A 19,248-nucleotide genomic window follows, 5' to 3' on the forward strand; every position below is an offset into this window, starting at 1 on the left:
TGCGTGGCCTGTTCAGTTAACTATTTGCAATTTAACAGCCTACCGGTTTCTTGATGTTATGTGGTCTCATTCACCGGTTTGATTTCCTCAACGGCTTCTTCCATACCTGTATCGGCGTTGATGTAAATTTTATATTTTGCACCATTGATGCGTCCACCGAATTCGTAACACAGAACTTCTTTGCTGTAATCATTCTTAATGAGTGATTTACGAGCATAGCTCTCCTTGAATTCCGGATTCAGCTTTTTGCGGGCCTGTTCAACAGTGAGCGCAGCTTTTGGAATCTCCCGCTTCTTCTGATGCTCATATACAAAATCACTTGCCTGGAAGCCGGTAACATCCCCATTATCGAGGCCCACCCGAACAGACATTTTTTCTGGATAAATCAGTGTATCGCCTTGTTTGCGCACATAGGTCAGGTTACCGAGATTGCCAAACTCATCATAATTGACTGCCTTCATATCTTTGTAACCCTTATTGGAAAGGAATCGATCCGCTTTTGACATGGCTTCCTTACGTGTTACTTTCTTCGTCCCGATTGGGCGAGTGTCACTGTAAGAGATGAGCAGACCGCCATTACGGGTGAAGTCCATACTCAATTTACTGTCTTTGGATTGATCAATCGTGGCTGTGTACGATTCCCAATCTGTACCTTTACCATTTTCCTGTATTTGAATCTTGCCGTGTTCAGCATTGGAAAACTTTGCAGCTTTAGTTTGGATCTGGTCTTTGGTCATCGGTAAGCCATCCAGCTTTTTCACCGAACGTTTGGCATAAATGCTGGAGACTGAAGGACCCCAGTCAAGTTCAGGGTATTCCTGTACCTTTTTGTTGACTGTCCGGAATCCATCCACGATGGTGTTGTCCATCGTTTGCTCTTCCGTTGCCATAACTGACTCGGCATCCATCCAGCGTAAACGGTCAGAAATGACTTTCTGCTGTACATCCTGCAGATTTTTAGTGATCTCGGATGAATTCGCATACAGTTTTTTCAAGTTGCCCATTTCTTTTTCACTTAAAGGTTCGTTCGTCAGATCACGCATGGACGCCTGATAAGCAAAGTTGGAGATGCGGGAGAGAAAATCTTCCGTCTCATTGAAGGGCAGCATCGTAAGCGGCAATTGGTTAATTTCATTCTGCGCTTCACTGGTAAGTCGCCATACATTCATCAGACCTTTGCGATGCATCCCTTGGGACGTAGCATGAACTGCCAGTGTATTCCCAATCTCCGAGTGCAATTTGTCCATATGAAAAGATAAATCGTGAAAAGCACGCTGATATTGATTCTCTGCCTTGATCAGAATGGCATTTTTCTCCTGGTTCTCTTGGTATCCCCATACGAGAGCACCGACTAGCAGAACTGCAAATATCGGAAACATAACTGAACTTAAACGTTTATACATCGGTTGAGTCTCCTTTCTTCTAAGCCACTACCTCTATTGTGGATCGAAGAAAGACCTCTTATGCATGCGATTTCCAGTCTGTCCAATGACGGGCTTATCAGGCATGGTCCAAATCGCTTGTTTAATTCAATTGCACCCAGGTTGTGCCGCCATCTTCCTCAATTTCGAACTGATCCCGGTTATCACACAAACACTGTTTAAAACCAGTCTCAATTCTCCCTCGTTCCTTCTTGCCTCGCAGCGTAAAACGTTCTCCACATTGTTTGCATCTGATTTTAATTTTGATTCTCATCACGCTTTCCCCGTTTCTATTTGTCTTTCCCCGGGAATTTTTATTGTTGCAACAAAAAAAACACACCGGGGCATCAGGCGCAGGTCGCGCTCCATGTCCACCAGTGTGTCCGTATTTTTATAATTTAATCTCTTCCTCACGCTTCACAAAACGAAAAGGAGAACGATTGTTGGCCCTTGTAATCTTGCCCATCGCTCCGTACCATAATCCTGCCATTAACGGCGCAATGAACCATAACCAATGATTCACCATGGTATTCATAATGACATCGTAAAGTGCATGCCAGAAGAACGGCAAAACGAGTGAAAGCGTAAGAAACCAACGTTTTTTCTTGCCATCTGTGAACTTGGCCCGCCCCATGTAATAACCCATAATTACTGCAAACATGGCGTGACCCGATACAGGAAGCAAAGCACGAATGAACATAGCTGAGACAGAAGCGTTCCCCGCAAAGGCATACAACACATTCTCAACCGTAGCAAATCCGAGTGAAACAGCAACGGAGTATAGAATCCCATCATAAGGTTCGTCAAATTCGGTATGGTTATAGATAATATGGTATATCACAAACCATTTGACGAACTCTTCAACCCCACCTGAAATCAGGATGGCTTCAACATAAGGATTATCTCCAAGCCAGATCATCATGCCACGCTGAATAATCATCACAGGCAATACCATCAGAATCCCCATGAGGAAGACTCGAAATACCATGTGAAGAGGTTCAGAGTCATAACGGTCTTTCAGATAAAAGTATGTTAACAAGGCGAGACCCGGAGCTACTGCTGCCGCTAAAACCGAAAACAAAAGCACCGAAATTCCCTCCTCTGACTAAAGGCGCGATTACAACTAGAGCTTACTCCTGACGCTTGAAGTGGGTGCAAATAACCTCAACCGCTTGCTCAGGCATAACAACCTTTCCGTACTCTTCCATGACGGCAGGGGTAACCGAAGATCCTTCACCGAATTCAGCAAGCAACGCAATCAATGCTGCATGTTTGGTGGAATCCAAGTCATCCGGTTCAAAATGCAAAAACCACTTGTCTTTATAGGAATAGAGTCTTCCAGCATCCGTTACGTGCTGACGCAACATATGTGCAGCCTCAATTAGCACTTCAAAATCTTTGAATGCATAGACAATGGAATCGCTTTGCTCAAGTGTAACTTCCATCTCATATACTTCTTCAGGCAGATCATCCTCATTACCTGAACCATATTGTTGCGGATCATATTTCCCCCGGGTGACAATGACAACCATCCCTTGAGCGGGAAGTGCGAATACTTCGACAGCAAGTGGACCTGTAGCATCAAATCCAAGTTCGGAATAGGCCTGGTCCATCATTTCAGTGAACAGTTCATGAACTCTAGGTATTTCCTGCCACATATCTTCTTTTTGTATTCCGCGCTCGCTCAGATCGTCAAAGGTCAGGAAAATCCGTATCTTATCGTGACTTAATCGTTCTATTTTCATACAGGATCTCCCCTTTATAAGCAAGTCTTATAACAGATTATGAAGCACAAAACAATATGTGCTGAAAATAAATCTATGTAGTTATGTTATCATTTTATACCTGCAAATGCACGAAGTAAAATCGACAAAAAAAGAATCATTCCACATCAAACAGGACTGTGGATGATTCTAATGGGGAGTTTGTGTTTATAAACCCGGTACTGTTGTGTTTGTTTGAGTTAAAATTTGCTCAACTTCATGTTTAACATCCGGATTGGTGCGAATAAAATCTTTGAGCATGTTCATATTCTCTTCTTTTTCCTGCGGAGTGATCGGCTTTGCATTTTTTTTATGCGTGCTTTTGTGGGAATCTCCGCTCTGTTCGTTTGGCTTGGAGCTGAATCCGTCCATGCCTGGGAACGTCATCTCCATCATTTTGTGTTTGGCCTGATTCATCATGTTGCGGGATGAACCGGAAGACAGCATTGACATTTTACCTTTGGACAGCCAAGAACTGGCTGCTACGCCAATTACAACACCCCAGAAAAAGGATGACGCCTTCATTACACCAACCTCCTTTTAATGTTAAAATCACAACTAGTGTTTGCGGGAGTGCCTCATCTCATTCCGCATAAATACAGGAAAGCGAGTTGAAAGCATGATTAGACACACCACCGCCTTAATTATGATCGCATGCATGCTGTTGTCAGCTTGTGGAACCAAGGTCGAAACAACACCTGAATCCACGAAGTCCAGCAATGAATCGGATACTTCAACGCAGGAGCAGCAGAACGAGCCAACTTCCACTGGCACAAGCGAAAAGCAAACCACGGAATCCCCATCCTCAACGGACTCGAATTCGGATCAAGAATCACCAAGTGATGACGAAACATCTTCGACAGAAAAAGAAGAAACTGATATCACTTCCGGGTCACAAGCAGCCGAAGTTAATATTGAAAAAACTTATCATATGAACGCCAATTACTACATCAAACCCAACGATAAAACAAGCGAAAGCAATGTTGTTTTGTTGACATTTGATGATGGGCCCAAAGAAGAAAAAATGATTAACGGATTAATCGACACCTTGGACAAACATGACGCGAAAGCGATTTTTTTTGTTAACGGATACCGCGTGAAAAGTCATCCCGAGTTGCTCAAGATCATCCATGAACGTGGTCAGGTGGTAGGAAATCATGCGTGGGATCATGAAGATCTGAAAAAAATGTCCACCACGGCAGCCGCCAAACAGGTAACCGATGTGCAAAAGATTGTGAAAGACACGATTGGCGTGGAACCTCAGTTCTTCCGCCCGCCGTTCGGTTCTGGAAATGATGCACTAAAGGCCACAGTCAAGAAAAACGGCATGTTATATATGACATGGTCCAATGGCTCTCTGGATTGGGATAAGAGCACCAAAAACAAACCGGATAAAGTTATTCAGAATGTGCTAGATCAATTAAATCCCGGAAGTAATATTTTGATGCATGAGTTGCCATGGACGGTTGAAGCGTTGGATGAGTTATTAACCAAACTCGAAAAGAAAGGCTACACATTTGTCGACCCTCGCTCCATTGAACTAGATGCACGTTGAAATTTCATTATTTTCCTGATATTCGGCTTAATCTCAATAATTGATGAGTTGGAATTGACATAAAAGAACACACAAAGTTAAAACAAACAGCCTTGATCCGAATAGGATCAAGGCTGTTTGTTTTAGAGCATTCGCAAAGTGATGATATGCATTTCCGCGGGACAACAAAGTCTGAACGGCAAATGATTTGTTCCGTATCCTTTGCTAACCAGCATTTTGCCTTCTTGCTCGGTATCATTACCATCCTTTTTCAGAGAGAACCACCCGCTAGACACGGAGCGGTACGCTTTGTTAAGAAAGACGGGGCCGAAGCCCGGAAATACCAATTGTCCACCGTGGGTGTGACCACTCAATATCAGATCAACAGGTTCATTCAAGTGAAGAGCCTCTAAGGGATCGTGCACGATGGCAATCTTGCAATCTTTGGTGTTCAATTCTGCAAGCAGCGAATCCCCTCGCCGTGAACGATAATCAACTCCGACCAGACACAATTTGCTTTTGCCTTTACGAAGGTAGGCGGTAGAATCCTGTAAAAGTTGAACGCCCGTATCTCGGAATATACGTTCGAGATGCACAGTCCCTGCTCTTTTATCATGGTTACCGTACACCGTAAAGGTAGGTGCAATATACGATAATAAGCTCATATTATGTCTGACGATGGGCCATGAAATTCCTTTTTCCGCCACATCTCCCCCAATGATAACCCAGTCCACCTGATTTCGAAGATGTTCCAGATCATTCTTTTTCAGCTTGCGTTTATGGATATCAGATAAATACAGGATTTTGCTGCCATCAAAAGAAGAGGGCAAATTCGGAACTTCAACCTCTTCTGAAACAATGTGATGGAGATGCGCCTCACGCCACATATGAACCAGCAAGGCAATCCCGGCCAAAATAACGGCAACGAACCAGGCCAGTATTACCATGGCCATGGAAGGAAAGTATCCAGAGGAGGCGCTCCTTTTATTCCCCACCAAACCAGACTGATTGTGAGCAAAACAAATATAAAAATGAGCGAATTAACAAATCGTTTACTTAGACGTAAACGGCGAGAAGGATGAAGCTCAGTCCGCGTAGGGAGTGTGCCCGCTTCGGAAACTGATTCTTCGGCTGACTTTTCTGCTTTATTGGCACGTGCTGGAGCCCGCCGGGGAAGTACCGGACTTTCTAGCGATGATGTAAAAGACTTGCGTTGTGATCTTGGTATGGAGACAGAGGTAATTGGTGTGAGTCCTCCCACCTCTGAGGCAGCAGCTGGTTCAACAACCAGATTTACTTGAGAAGTTTCAGGACGCTCAGATGTCTCTGTCTTATCCGAGTGACGATGGCGCTGACTGCCGTATGTCTTCATTCTACTTAATTGCTGATTCATGATCCCCTCCGAAAACGTATCGCTAATCCAGACACCAAATCAATAATAAAATGACATAATATAGGCGCCCATAATGTGCCGGATTGCATGTAAATCCAACCCAATCCATAGCTCGAAACAAATACCCAACCAGTCGGAATCCAGTGCCGCAAATAGCGTATATGGATGACCGCAAATAAAATACTTGTCCAGTAAGGCCCTAACGCATGCTGTATGGCTCCACGAAATAACAATTCTTCACAAACAGCAACGATGGCTGCTATGCATACAATGTGCCAGATTGGACGCTTGCGAAACAGCATCTCGTTAATTCCCCCATCGTCCATGCTTTCTTGAGGAATAACATAAGAAAGAACCAAGTCCATAACAAGCATAATGCCAGCAAGACCAAGCCCCCACCAAATAAACTGGTAACTGTCAGGCCACGCAAGCACATCAAAAAGATTTCTCTTCTGCAATAAAATCCATACAACCCCAATGATCAAAGTTAACCCTTGTGTAAAGTATAGATTGATCAGAAGCAAACGCTCGGTAAGTTGCTGTGGTTCAGCCTTCTGAATCTTGAACTTGGGAAACTTTAATTTTTTCATCGCCTGTGTCTGTCCTCTTGACTTATATTTGATGGATAACAAGTTCGTTCTCCAATCGGATAGTATACTAAATGATAGCCAAAAAACCAAATAGGTTCAAGGCCTGCCCCAAGTCCCGGTTTTTCAGCGAAGCCATATCCAATGAATTAGTTCATTAATGTGTTAAAATCCAGTTCACAAAACAGCTTGTAATCGAGCTATTTTAATTGATCAAGGAAGTCAATTCTTAACATCTATACGCCTTCTCCTCCACTGAAGAAAATGACATTAGTAAATCGAATTAAAACATTTAAGCCTATTGACATGCTCATGTCAGCCATGATACATTATGAAAAAATTAGTCACGTTAAACACGATGATGGAAAAAAGATGTTGCTTTGTCTTACAGAGAGCCGATGGATGGTGTAAATCGGTGGCAGGCAGATGATCTTGAGCGCTCCTGAGTTATTGCATTGAAATTGGAGTAGGTGCAATCGGTTTAGACCCGTTATCCTCTTCGGTCTTCATTGACCGCTAAGACTGTCGTTGCGAAACGGCGGTGAATTAGGGTGGTACCACGACAACTCTCGTCCCTTATTGCGCAAGCAGTATGTGGATTGAGAGTTTTTTGATTTATTTTAGAGTACAAACGTGGGAATCGCCCTATTTGTTACACCCTCCTCCTCTGCTGCGACACCGCGTTGTTGGGAGGAAGAGTTTCAACGGTTTTAAGGAATGCCTCTTTCGTGAGGTGAGACCTTGACGATATAGATACACATACCTAAGGAGGAAGAAACCATGTACAAAGTGTTAGTGTCGGACCCCATTAGTGATCTGGGAATCCAGCAACTGGTGGATGCAAATGATGTTGTAGTTGAGAAGAAAACAGGTCTTAGCGAAGATGAGCTTGTTGCAATTATCGGCGATTATGATGCCCTTCTAGTTCGAAGTCAGACTCGTGTAACGGATCGTATTATGAAGGCAGGTACAAACCTTAAAGTCATCGGACGTGCTGGCGTAGGCGTAGATAACATTGATTTGGAAGCTGCTACCCAACGCGGTATCATTGTTATTAACGCCCCTGACGGTAACACGATTACGACATGTGAGCATACATTTGCCATGATGATGGCACTGGCACGACATATTCCTCAGGCATATGCCAAAACGATTCAAGGTACTTGGGATCGTAAAACCTTCCTGGGTGTGGAGTTAAGAAATAAAACGCTGGGTGTGCTCGGTATGGGACGAATCGGTAGCGAAGTAGCTAAACGTGCCAAAGCATTCGGAATGGATATTCTAGCTTATGACCCGTTCCTCACTCAAGATCGAGCAGAAAAACTTCAAGTTAAGCTGGCTAGTGTGGATGACATCATTCGCAATGCCGACTTCATGACCGTTCATACACCATTAACACCTGAGACACGCCATATGATTTCCCGTCCACAATTCGAAGTGATGAAAAAAGGCATGCGTATTATCAACTGTGCCCGCGGTGGAGTCGTTGACGAAATGGCACTTGTAGAAGCAATTGATGAAGGTATCGTTGCTGGTGCAGCATTTGACGTATTCGAGAGCGAACCACCAGCTGCTGATCACCCGTTCCTGAATCATCCTAGCATTATTGTAACGCCTCATCTTGGTGCATCCACAGTAGAAGCACAAGAAAATGTAGCGATCGACGTATCCGAGCAAGTCCTGCATATTCTGCGCAATGAACCGTTCAAAAACGCAGTTAACATGCCTGCAGTAGCCCCAACTGTAATGAACAAATTGCAGCCGTACTTTAAACTGGGTGAAACACTGGGTAGCTTTGCAGCTCAGATTACTCAAAATGCAGTTCAGGAAATTCGGATCGACTACGCTGGAGATCTGTCTGAAGTGGATACTTCTCCTTTGACTCGTTACATTGTAAAGGGTATTCTGGCAAGACATTTAGGCGGAGAAGCCAATATTGTCAACTCCATGCATTTGGCTAAAGTGCGGGATCTCAACGTAGTGGTTAGCCAAACATCGGCCACTAAAGGATTTACAAATCTGATTACCGTCACACTTGTGACGACTCAGGATGCCGAGGAACGTCGTGTTGCGGGCACACTGCTTGCAGGTTATGGAGAGCGGATCGTGCGTCTGGACAAATTCCCAGTGGATATTGCTCCAGAAAGTCACCAAGTTCTGATTTCTCATAATGATAAACCGGGTATTATCGGACGTGTTGGGACTTTGCTTGGAGAGAACGAAGTTAACATCGCCTCTATGCAGGTTGGACGTAAAATCATTGGTGGAGCAGCTATCATGATTCTGACTGTTGACAAAGAAGTTCCAAAAGATGTGCTTGTGCAACTCGCAGCTCTTCAAGAAATAAATACAGCCGTTGAAATTGTATTGAATTAACTGACGGACTAATCACTTATAAGATAAAAAGAGGCGAACCCTTATCCGGTTCGTCTCTTTTTTATAAAATCAAAATTCCTTTTTAATAGCGTAATTCATGCATTAAGCTAATTGAATAATGTTTATTGTAGCGCCTGGTGGAGAGAGGACAGCTGTAGCAACAAGCCCAAATAATTGGAACTGGATTGTTGATCCAGCAGTTACCGTCACAATAAAGTCAGACTGCAACTGACTGAGGGAAAGTAATGGTGAAACTACACTCGCCGGAATTGCTGTTCCGTTAAGTAAAATACGGGATTGAATAGCAAGTGCGGCTGTCAGATTTATTTTGTAAGAGATATAGTAACGCCCTGCATTGGCTAGAGTGAAGGTGTCATTCGTTCCATTGATGGTTATGCCTGTGCCTATATTTTGGTTATTTGGCAATGGAATTAGTGTTCCGCCCAAAATAACAACGATGGTTCCACTTGTGTTCTCACCGTAAGCCGAGTTAGAGGTTACAGAGGTTCCCGTTGCACCTGTACCCCCGGTGACTCCTGTTACGCCTGTTGCTCCTGTAACGCTCACCCCAGTGGCACCCGTTACTCCAGTTGCTCCGGTAGCTCCAGTTGCCCCGCTTGCTCCAGTAACTCCTGTTGCCCCGGTAACCCCAGTTGTTCCGCTTGCTCCCGTAGTCCCTGTAATTCCCGTCACACCCGTGGCTCCGGTGATTCCAATTGCTACGCCCGTTGCACCCGTTATTCCGGTAGCTCCTGTTGATCCAGTGACACCGACTCCTGTTGCACCTGTTATTCCTGTAACCCCGGTGCTTCCAGTTATTCCCGTTGCTCCCGTTGTTCCAGTGACTCCGATTCCGGTTTCACCCGTTACTCCAGTGACACCGGTGGCCCCAGTTATTCCTGTTGCTCCAGTTACTCCCGTAACCCCGGTTGTTCCGGTTATTCCCGTCGCTCCGGTGAATCCCGTTATTCCGGTGGCCCCTGTCGATCCTGTAACACCGATCCCTGTGGCTCCAGTTAATCCCGTAACCCCGGTGACCCCAGTTATTCCCGTCGCTCCGGTGAATCCCGTTATTCCGGTGGCCCCTGTCGATCCTGTAACACCGATCCCTGTGGCTCCCGTTAATCCCGTAACCCCGGTGGCCCCAGTTATTCCTGTCGCTCCGGTGAATCCCGTTATTCCGGTGGCCCCTGTCGATCCTGTAACACCGATCCCTGTGGCTCCCGTTAATCCCGTAACCCCGGTGACCCCGGTTATTCCCGTCGCTCCGATGACTCCCGTTATTCCGGTGGCCCCTGTCGATCCTGTAACACCGATCCCTGTGGCTCCCGTTAATCCCGTAACCCCGGTGGCCCCAGTTATTCCTGTCTCTCCCGTCACTCCTGTTATTCCGGTTTCTCCTGTTGCACCGGTGACACTGACACCCGTGGCTCCAGTTACTCCTGCAGCTCCTGTATCGCCGGTAACCCCAGTGACTCCCGTTACACCCGTATCACCTGTCGCTCCGGTACTTCCCGTTATACTGACACCCGTGGCTCCAGTTACTCCCGCAGCTCCTGTATCGCCGGTAACCCCAGTGACTCCCGTTACACCCGTATCACCTGTCGCTCCGGTACTTCCAGTTACACCAACTCCGGTTGCCCCTGTCGCACCCGTGGCTCCCGCGCCAGCAAGCAATGTATAATCCGGGGACGTTCCTGGTGTTCCCGTTGGCGATGCCACATTTGCAATATACGTACTGCCGTCAAACGTCACCACCTGACCCGCTGGATACGTTGGTGCTACCGCTGGGTCGAATGGGACGACGCCCGTCAAGCCTGCACCAGTGGCTCCCGTTGCACCGGTATCTCCTGTTGCGCCCGTTACACCAACTCCCGTTGCACCTGTTGCACCCGTGGCTCCTGCGCCAGCCAACAACGTGTAATCCGGGGACGTTCCTGGTGTTCCCGTTGGCGATGCCACATTCGCAATATACGTACTGCCGTCAAATGTCACCACCTGACCCGCTGGATACGTTGGTGCTACCGCTGGATCGAATGGGACAACGCCTGTCAAGCCTGCACCTGTGGCTCCCGTTGCACCGGTATCCCCGGTTGCGCCCGTAACACCAACTCCGGTTGCTCCTGTTGCTCCCGTAGCTCCTGCACCTGCCAATAATGTGTAATCCGGGGATGTTCCCGGCGTTCCTGTTGGCGATGCCACGTTCGCTATATACGTACTGCCTCCAAACGTCACCACTTGACCCGCTGGATACGTTGGCGCTACCGCTGGATCGAACGGTACAATCCCACTCAGGCCTGCGCCTGTTGCTCCCGTTGCACCGGTATCTCCTGTTGCACCGGTTACACCAACTCCGGTTGCCCCTGTCGCACCCGTGGCTCCCGCGCCAGCAAGCAACGTGTAATCCGGTGATGTTCCCGGCGTTCCCGTTGGTGATGCCACATTTGCAATATACGTGCTGCCATCAAACGTAACGACTTGACCCGCTGGGTATGTTGGGGCTACTGCCGGATCGAATGGGACAACGCCCGTCAGGCCTGCACCCGTGGCTCCCGTTGCACCGGTATCTCCTGTTGCGCCGGTTACACCAACTCCGGTTGCCCCTGTAGCACCCGTGGCTCCCGCGCCTGCCAACAACGTATAATCCGGGGATGTGCCTGGTGTTCCCGTTGGTGATGCGACATTCGCAATATACGTACTGCCGTCAAACGTCACCACTTGACCCGCTGGATACGTTGGCGCTACCGCCGGATCAAACGGTACAATCCCACTCAAACCTACTCCAGTTGCTCCTTTTACACCCGTTGGCCCCGTTGGTCCTGCGCCTGCAAGCAATGTATAGTCCGGGGATGTTCCCGGCGTTCCCGTTGGCGATGCCACATTTGTTATATAAGTACTTCCGTTAAATGTCACGACCTGACCAGCCGGATACGTTGGTGCTACTGCTGGGTCAAACGGAACTGCTCCATTCAAGCCCACGCCTGTTGCTCCGGTTGCACCTGTAACACCTGCACCCGCAAGCAAAGTGTAGTCTGGTGAAGTACCTGGTGTTCCCGTTGGTGATGCCACATTCGCAATATACGTGCTGCCGTCAAACGTCACCACTTGACCCGCTGGATACGTTGGTGCTACCGCTGGATTGAATGGGACGATCCCACTCAAACCTACTCCAGTCGCTCCCGTTACACCCGTAGGCCCCGTTGGTCCTGCGCCTGCAAGCAATGTATAATCCGGGGATGTTCCCGGCGTTCCCGTTGGCGATGCCACATTTGTAATATACGTACTGCCATCGAAAGTTACGACTTGACCGGCCGGGTATGTTGGGGCCACTGCTGGGTCAAATGGAACTGCTCCATTCAAGCCCACGCCTGTTGCTCCGGTTGCACCGGTAGCTCCTGCACCAGCAAGCAAGGTGTAGTCTGGTGATGTACCTGGGGTTCCAGTGGGTGAAGCTACATTGGTAATATAGGTACTACCGTCAAATGTCACAACTTGACCCGCTGGATAGGTTGGTGCTACCGTCGGATCAAACGGTAATATTCCACTTAAACCTATTCCGTTGGCTCCCGTTGCCCCTGTAGGTCCTGCCCCCGCCAAAAGTGTGTAATCCGGCGAACTACCAGGAGTTCCTGTTGGCGATGCCACATTTGTTATATAAGTACTTCCGTCAAATGTTACGACCTGACCCTCTGGATACATTGGTGCTACTGCTGGATCAAACGGAACGGAACCACCGAGTCCCACACCTGTTGCCCCGGTGGCTCCGGCCGCTGCTAGCAAAGTATAATCCGGTGAACTGCCAGGTGTTCCCGTTGGCGATGCCACATTAGTAATGTAGGTACTACCGCCAAATGTTATAATTTGTCCTGCCGGATAACCTGGTGCAAGCGCCGGATCGAATGGAACAGAGCCCGTTAAACCTCCCCCTGTTACTCCGGTTGTTCCGCCTGACAAAAACAACGTGTAGTCTGGAGAACTCCCCGGTACACCCGTGGCTCCATTCACATTAACAACATAAAGACTGCCGTTATACGAAACTACTTGACCTTGCACATAGCTAGGTGCCTGAGTGGGATCAAAAACGGAAATATCATTCAGTCCAACTCCCGGCACCCCCTGCGGGCCTTGTACGCCTTGGGGCCCTAGAGGACCTACAGGACCTACTGGCCCAACTGCTCCTCCTGGCCCGGCTGGACCTGGCACTCCGGGTACACCCGGAACCCCTGGTACTCCCGGGGGGCCTGGAGGGCCTGGAGTTCCCGATGTACCGAACGAACTTGTAGCTCGACTCAATGATACGGATATGGATCGAATCAACCCTATAAGTTTATCTTTTTCTGGTGGTGGAACCTCCAAAAGCAATGTCACACTTAACAAATCATCCAGTAAGTTTTGCAGATTTCCCGCCAAATTAATTAAGGCCGTAGGCACAACCTCAGATCCGGCAATGGTTAGCTCCAGAACCCCTTGCAGTTCTGCTTTCACCCCAGCTCGGAAACCGGAAGTATTAACGAAATGGAGTAAATTCCGTAAACTGTTTTGCAAAGCCAAAATATTGGCCGCAGTAGGCTGGCTGACTGCTGCGGGAATAGTCACTGCGAGAGAGTTCAAAGTAGACTGAAACTGCTCCACTTCACTTGATGTTATTGGAATAAACGGTGATCCCGCTCGAAAAGATCTTCCTTCCAGAAAGGCCTTAATATTGACCCGTTTTCTTTCATCAGACATGCCTAATCCACTCCTCCTTTAACCTCTTCGCTTTTCAAGCTTATGTTTCATGAGAGGCAAAATTATCTTGGACACATTATTTGATGCAAAAAATGTGAACATACTGTTCCACGTTGAACAAGATTAAACGGTACTGTTCAACAAAAAAAGCACCCTCAGCATGAGGGTGCTTTCGCACTTTTTGTATGAAATCGGGCTATTTCGAAGAATCCACAGGAAATTGTAAAATAAACTCTGTACCTTCGCCAAGTACACTATTAACGATAATGGTACCATGATGGGCATCAACAATATTTTTTACAATTGCGAGCCCAAGTCCTGTACCGACACTTTCACCCCTAACGCGAGCCTTATCTGCTTTGTAGAATCGTTCAAAGATGAAAGGCAAATCAGAAGACGGAATGCCTACGCCCTCATCTTTTACAGTCACTTTAGCTACAGGTGTCCGGATATCGGTTAACAGCTCTGCCAATATGACAACATTTTTGCCTGATGGAGTGTGCCGAAACGCATTATCCAGCAAATTTGTAAATACCTGTTCAAGCCGGTCCTCATCAGCCTGGTGAAGTTCAATCGAAGTCTGTCTGCACTCAAACCGAAGGTGGATACCCTGTTCTTTGGAACGTACCGAGAACTTTCTGTATACTCGTTCCAATAGTTCAACAAGGTCCACTTCCTTCACAGCCATATCCGTATGACCCGCTTCCATTCGGGCAAGATCAAGCAGATCTTTAACCAATCTGCCCATACGCAAAGACTCATCATGAATCACTTGAATTAATTCTTCACTTTCTTCTGGAGAAGCCGCCATCCCATCCAAAAGAGCTTCACTATACCCTTGCATCATGGATAGCGGAGTACGTATTTCGTGAGAGACGTTTGCGACAAAATCACGACGCATCTTCTCCAGTCGTACTTCCTCCGTTACGTCACGAAGCACAGCTACAGCACCCCGTACGACACTATCTGCGTATAAAGGCGCCATCTGAACAGACCAGACTCCCTGCTGCACATGCACGTTAGAGTTCTGATCGCCGCCTTGCTCCATCACCATTTTGAACAAAGGAACGAGTGGTTCCGGCACATCTCGTGAAGAACTCACTGAACTCTCTGAATCCTGTCCCTCGCCCATCTGTGCCCAGTCCAAATCACACCAAGCCTGCATGATTTTCTCTCCAGGGGGGTTCGTCAAAATAACTTTCCCCTCCCCATCGAATGTAACTACCGCATCGGTCATGCTTCGGAGCACGCTCGCCAAATGTTCTTTCTCATGGTTAAGGTTGCGAATGTTATCTTCCAGCTGTGCAGCCATGTGGTTAAATGTATTACCCAATTCTCCAATCTCATCGCTCGTTACAAGGGAGAGACGGGTACCGTAATTTCCTTTCCGAATCGCATTAGCTGCCTGAATTAACTGCTGCATCGGCTGCGTAATTTTCGTAAAAAGAAACAGCGCAAAAAAAGTCGTCAAGCTGAAACCGATAATACAAACATACGTGAACAAACGTTTGATATCTCTCGACTCAGACTCCGCAAAATTCGTATCAATATACGGCAGCAAAAAAAGACCCAATGCTATGAGTACACAGCCCACAAGGCAAATAATCGTAATCCATAACTTCCCAACCAGCGATCTCCAGAAACTAAAACTACTTCGGTACTTCCAGTTTATAACCCACACCCCACACCGTCGTAATCATCGCCGCTGATTCTGGCGAAACCTTGTTTAACTTCTCGCGAAGACGCTTCACATGTGTATCCACAGTACGAAGATCACCAAAGAATTCATAGTTCCATACATCCTTCAGCAGCTCTTCTCTGGAGAAAACTTTATCTGGAGATGTCGCGAGATAATGCAACAGTTCATATTCTTTCGGTGTTAGACTGATCTCTTCCCCACCTGCGGTTACGCGGTGAGCATCATGTTCGATGACCAAATGAGGAAACACAATATTGTTGCTTGAATTACTCTCCTTAGACAGATAAGCTGTCGCAGAAGAACGGCGCAGAATCGCCTTCACCCGGTAAATCACTTCACGTGGACTGAACGGTTTAACGACATAATCATCTGCTCCAACTTCAAACCCCTGAACACGGTTAATTTCTTCGCCTTTTGCAGTAAGCATCAAAACCGGAGTTGATTTTACCTGACGCAAACGGGTACATACTTCAACGCCGTCCATGCCCGGCAACATCACATCAAGCAAAATCAGACCATAGTCACCTGCAGTTGCTTTTCGTAGCGCAGTTTCCCCATCCTCTGCTTCATCGATTTCATAACCTTCTTTTTCGAGATACATTTTCAAAAGCCGTCGGATTCTTTCCTCGTCATCCACGACTAGTATACGGTTCTCATGTTCAGCCATTCCACTCCAGCCCCTTTGCAATAACTCCTCATCACTTCTATTATGTTCGATCTGGCGAACAATATTTGAATGCCCCATTGGACGTAGGGGCTTACGTATGTGTTTCATGGATTTCTCTCGGGAACTTCACGAAACTACCTATCCTAGTCTGCCCCTGCGTAAGAATGCAACCCGGCGATGATCAAATTCACACCTACGAGCGTAAACATAACGACCAAAAATCCAAGTACTGCAAGCCATGCAGACTTGCGGCCCTGCCAACCTCTGGACAAACGCAAATGCAGGTACACACTATAATATAACCATGTTATCAAAGCCCAGACCTCTTTGGGGTCCCATCCCCAGAAGCGGCTCCAGGCAATCTGGGCCCAGATCATAGCGAAAATTAATGCTCCTAATGTAAATATAGGAAATCCTATAGCAATTGCCCGATAACTAATCTCATCGAGATCATCGGCATCAATGCCATCCAGCATCGGTTGCAGAGCTTGTCCAAGCGGTCTTCTTACAATTAAACGAATAAGTCCATATAAGATCAGCCCTACAATCAAAGACCAGACTACCGTATTCAGTTTTCGTCCAGCATTAACTCCGTTCATCCAGGAAGGTGTCTCGAGCAAAGGTTCCTTCATGCCAAGAAACGGTTTTATGCTCTCCACTTCGCTATTATAAGGTGCAAATATAGGAGGCATGCGATAAATCACTTTCTCTATTGTACTATTTTCCTGTACCTCTGTGTCAATACTAGTGGTTTTCTGAACAAAAACCGCCTCATATCCGGATGCACGGAAAGCAAATACCGACCCGATAAACCCAACCACAATGACGATAGTGATTAATGTAAACTCAACCCAACCGCGCTGGCGTATGGATGACTTATCCTTGCCACTGAAATCGACTGTGCGTAACAAGTACATGAATCCTGCCGCAAAGCCTACGGCGAAGAATGCCTCGCCAAGTGCAGCCAACGTCACGTGGATCTTGAGCCATATCGATTGCAATGCAGGGATCAGCGGCTGTACTTCCTGAGGAAATACGGCTGCATATGCCATAATAATGATGGTTAGTGGCAATGCAAATAATCCTAGCAACGACTTGCGATATATGGCGTAAACTACAATAAATGCCACCATAATCATCATGGAAAGAAAACTCATAAACTCATACATATTACTTACTGGTATATGGCCTGCTCCAGCCCAGCGTGTACCAAAGAAGATAAGATGTGCAGCTAGTGCAACAGTTGATGCAATAAAGGCTCGTTTCCCCCAGCGTTCTACATGAGCTTGCGGGTCACGATTACTCCATTTCTTGCCCATGACGGCAACGCCATATAACATAAATGCAGCACAATATAGAAAAAAAGATACGATAAATGCGTCGCTGCTGAAATCCAATAAACTCATGTTTGGTTCCCCCCGTTATCCAACGACTTCTCATCCACTTCCACATTCATATGTTTTAACACAGCTGCAATCTCACGCCTAAATCCAAACCAGTTTTTGTTCGTATGGCCGCCTAGGGTGAGCTGTCCATCATCAATCCGAATCCAAATACGTCGGTGGTGCCAGTAAAAGCCCATAACCAGACCCAACATAACGATTCCTGCACCAACCCATACAAAAGGCATGGCCTTATCAATACGGATATTGAGGTAACTCACGGATTGAATGATGTCCACCTTATCCATGCTGTCAACCTCTAGCTGCAAAGGAATTTCTCCTCCATTCAGCTGTTTGTTAATTGCGTCCTGTTGAAAACGCTGTTTATCTATCTGCTTCGCAAAATATAAATACTGCATTCCCGCTTCAGGTAAATTGGGTCCCTTGATGTTAAAAAGAAAGGCAGGCGCATTCGGTGAAGGAGATTTTGATTTGGGTTCTCCATTTTCATCCAGCCCAAAATCCATATATTTTTCTTTAACACTCAGACTATAGGGTCCAGCTTCAAACGTTCGCTGCGTATCCACCATAGCAATTTGGATTGCTCCATACTTCTCACCCGTCTGGGCATTGACCAAATCAGGCGTTACCGAACGAATCGTTGGTGTCAGATCATAATCAAATTGATATGCTTTTAATCCGTGGTAATTCAGTGGATGGTTCACTCGAACATCATGTCGGTCCACCTCGGTCAATTGAGGTTTTTTCGAAGGATCCGAGCAATCTGCCGTACATTCGTACAATACCACTTTGGTTTCAAATAGTTTTGGAACGGTTTTGTTCAAATTACGGAACTGTTCTGGAACCTCATCTTCATTGTAAAATTCAACATTAAACTGTTCATTTTTCAAATACATGGAGGTATTCGGTATTTTTTTGATTTCCCCTTGGGGAAAAGCAACATGCTCATCCAGATTCAGCCCGGGAAGTCCTCGAGCAAGTACTGCGAGCAGAAAGATAATCAATCCGATATGGATAACATATGGCCCCCAGCGACTGAATCGATGTTTCTCAGCCAGCAATGCAGTACCCTCGGTATGCACGCGATAACCTTTCTTTTTAAGCGGCGTAACCGCTTTCTTAATCCAGTCTTCTGATGCCTCAGCTATGGAACCTTGGTACACCAGTCGCTGGCGTGTAAGAAACTGCATGTGTTTGCGTATTTTCTGTTTATTCAGCGCTTTGTATAGTGGAAGTACCCGGTCAAGACTGCATATGACCAGTGAGGCACCGATCAGCACCAGTAGCAAAATAAACCACCAGGATTCGTATGTATGGGACAGACCCAGCAGATAATAGATGTGACCCAATTGACCGTATGTGTCCTTGTAATATACGGATGGATCAATATTCAGAAATGTACTTTCTTGTGGATAGATCGTGCCCAACATGGAACCTACAAGTGTAAACACAATCATGTAAACAGCAATTTTGACCGATGAGAAAAAGTTCCATATGCGGTCAATAATTTTGGGATTCAAACGCTGCGAACGACGCGCCATGCCATCATAACGCATTTCCAATACTTCATCCGATTTGACCTCGGCCTCCAGCAGCGGCTTGCCGCATGCTTCACACAGCACAGTGCCCACCGGATTCTGGTGTCCGCACTCACACTTCGTATTTTGGAACACGACT

General features: G+C 46.7%; 15 protein-coding genes and 1 other annotated feature. Of the genes, 2 read left to right on the plus strand and 13 right to left on the minus strand.

The genetic code is table 11. The features are described from left to right. Positions 1 to 56: 56 nt before the first annotated feature. From ypeB to AC3ITG_RS20855, 5 genes are all read right to left on the minus strand, one after another. Positions 57 to 1,403: a germination protein YpeB gene (gene ypeB, locus AC3ITG_RS20835; RefSeq protein ID WP_489251234.1), complete on the minus strand. Its 1,347-nt coding sequence runs from the start codon at positions 1,401 to 1,403 to the stop codon at positions 57 to 59. A 121-nt stretch (positions 1,404 to 1,524) separates the two neighbouring features. Next, positions 1,525 to 1,695 carry a hypothetical protein gene (locus AC3ITG_RS20840; protein WP_167666101.1) on the minus strand — a complete coding sequence of 57 codons (171 nt, stop codon included), beginning with the start codon at positions 1,693 to 1,695 and terminating at the stop codon, positions 1,525 to 1,527. 117 nt (positions 1,696 to 1,812) lie between these two features. Beyond that, positions 1,813 to 2,508 carry a glutamic-type intramembrane protease PrsW gene (gene prsW / locus AC3ITG_RS20845; RefSeq protein ID WP_413372364.1) on the minus strand — a complete coding sequence of 232 codons (696 nt, stop codon included), beginning with the start codon at positions 2,506 to 2,508 and terminating at the stop codon, positions 1,813 to 1,815. Between the two features lie 43 nt (positions 2,509 to 2,551). Then, a complete protein-coding gene (locus tag AC3ITG_RS20850) occupies positions 2,552 to 3,166 on the minus strand; it encodes a genetic competence negative regulator (protein ID WP_413372365.1) in 615 nt (204 codons plus the stop codon). Between the two features lie 186 nt (positions 3,167 to 3,352). Continuing rightward, entirely contained in the window at positions 3,353 to 3,709 is a 357-nt protein-coding gene (locus AC3ITG_RS20855; protein WP_413372366.1) for a hypothetical protein, read from the minus strand. Between the two features lie 94 nt (positions 3,710 to 3,803). Between AC3ITG_RS20855 and AC3ITG_RS20860 the strand changes: the two genes are divergently transcribed. Beyond that, a complete protein-coding gene (locus tag AC3ITG_RS20860; RefSeq protein ID WP_413372367.1) occupies positions 3,804 to 4,739 on the plus strand; it encodes a polysaccharide deacetylase family protein in 936 nt (311 codons plus the stop codon). Positions 4,740 to 4,861: 122 nt separating this feature from the next. Here AC3ITG_RS20860 and AC3ITG_RS20865 read toward each other — a convergent pair whose 3' ends face one another. The 3 genes from AC3ITG_RS20865 to AC3ITG_RS20875 are packed head-to-tail and all read right to left on the minus strand — an operon-like array spanning position 4,862 to position 6,701. Continuing rightward, positions 4,862 to 5,671, minus strand: coding sequence for a metallophosphoesterase (locus AC3ITG_RS20865; RefSeq protein WP_413372368.1), 810 nt, complete (start codon positions 5,669 to 5,671; stop codon positions 4,862 to 4,864). Further along, positions 5,659 to 6,111, minus strand: coding sequence for a hypothetical protein (locus AC3ITG_RS20870; protein ID WP_413372369.1), 453 nt, complete (start codon positions 6,109 to 6,111; stop codon positions 5,659 to 5,661). Before AC3ITG_RS20870 ends, AC3ITG_RS20865 begins: the two co-directional genes overlap by 13 nt. Then, positions 6,108 to 6,701 carry a CPBP family intramembrane glutamic endopeptidase gene (locus AC3ITG_RS20875; RefSeq protein WP_064636826.1) on the minus strand — a complete coding sequence of 198 codons (594 nt, stop codon included), beginning with the start codon at positions 6,699 to 6,701 and terminating at the stop codon, positions 6,108 to 6,110. Before AC3ITG_RS20875 ends, AC3ITG_RS20870 begins: the two co-directional genes overlap by 4 nt. A gap of 346 nt (positions 6,702 to 7,047) precedes the next feature. Further along, positions 7,048 to 7,278, plus strand: a binding site (T-box leader). A 200-nt stretch (positions 7,279 to 7,478) separates the two neighbouring features. Between AC3ITG_RS20875 and serA the strand changes: the two genes are divergently transcribed. Continuing rightward, a complete protein-coding gene (gene serA / locus AC3ITG_RS20880) occupies positions 7,479 to 9,074 on the plus strand; it encodes a phosphoglycerate dehydrogenase (protein ID WP_413372370.1) in 1,596 nt (531 codons plus the stop codon). A gap of 102 nt (positions 9,075 to 9,176) precedes the next feature. On the opposite strand, the gene AC3ITG_RS20885 is transcribed toward serA, so the two are convergent. From AC3ITG_RS20885 to resB, 5 genes are all read right to left on the minus strand, one after another. Beyond that, the gene (locus AC3ITG_RS20885) at positions 9,177 to 13,802 is read right to left on the minus strand and encodes a BclA C-terminal domain-containing protein (RefSeq protein ID WP_489251235.1); all 4,626 of its coding nucleotides are present in this window, start codon (positions 13,800 to 13,802) and stop codon (positions 9,177 to 9,179) included. Between the two features lie 196 nt (positions 13,803 to 13,998). Continuing rightward, positions 13,999 to 15,483 carry an ATP-binding protein gene (locus AC3ITG_RS20890; RefSeq protein ID WP_489251236.1) on the minus strand — a complete coding sequence of 495 codons (1,485 nt, stop codon included), beginning with the start codon at positions 15,481 to 15,483 and terminating at the stop codon, positions 13,999 to 14,001. After that, positions 15,452 to 16,168 (minus strand): response regulator transcription factor, encoded by a 717-nt coding sequence (locus AC3ITG_RS20895; RefSeq protein WP_017687664.1) that lies wholly within the window; start codon positions 16,166 to 16,168, stop codon positions 15,452 to 15,454. Before AC3ITG_RS20895 ends, AC3ITG_RS20890 begins: the two co-directional genes overlap by 32 nt. 143 nt (positions 16,169 to 16,311) lie before the next feature. Beyond that, positions 16,312 to 17,574, minus strand: coding sequence for a cytochrome c biogenesis protein CcsA (gene ccsA, locus AC3ITG_RS20900; protein ID WP_489251237.1), 1,263 nt, complete (start codon positions 17,572 to 17,574; stop codon positions 16,312 to 16,314). Next, complete coding sequence (gene resB, locus AC3ITG_RS20905; protein WP_489251238.1) at positions 17,571 to 19,244, minus strand: cytochrome c biogenesis protein ResB; 1,674 nt, start codon at positions 19,242 to 19,244, stop codon at positions 17,571 to 17,573. The genes ccsA and resB overlap by 4 nt, the downstream gene beginning before the upstream one ends. Positions 19,245 to 19,248 lie beyond the last annotated feature (4 nt).

It is taken from the genome of Paenibacillus sp. GL_099_B (assembly GCF_057835695.1).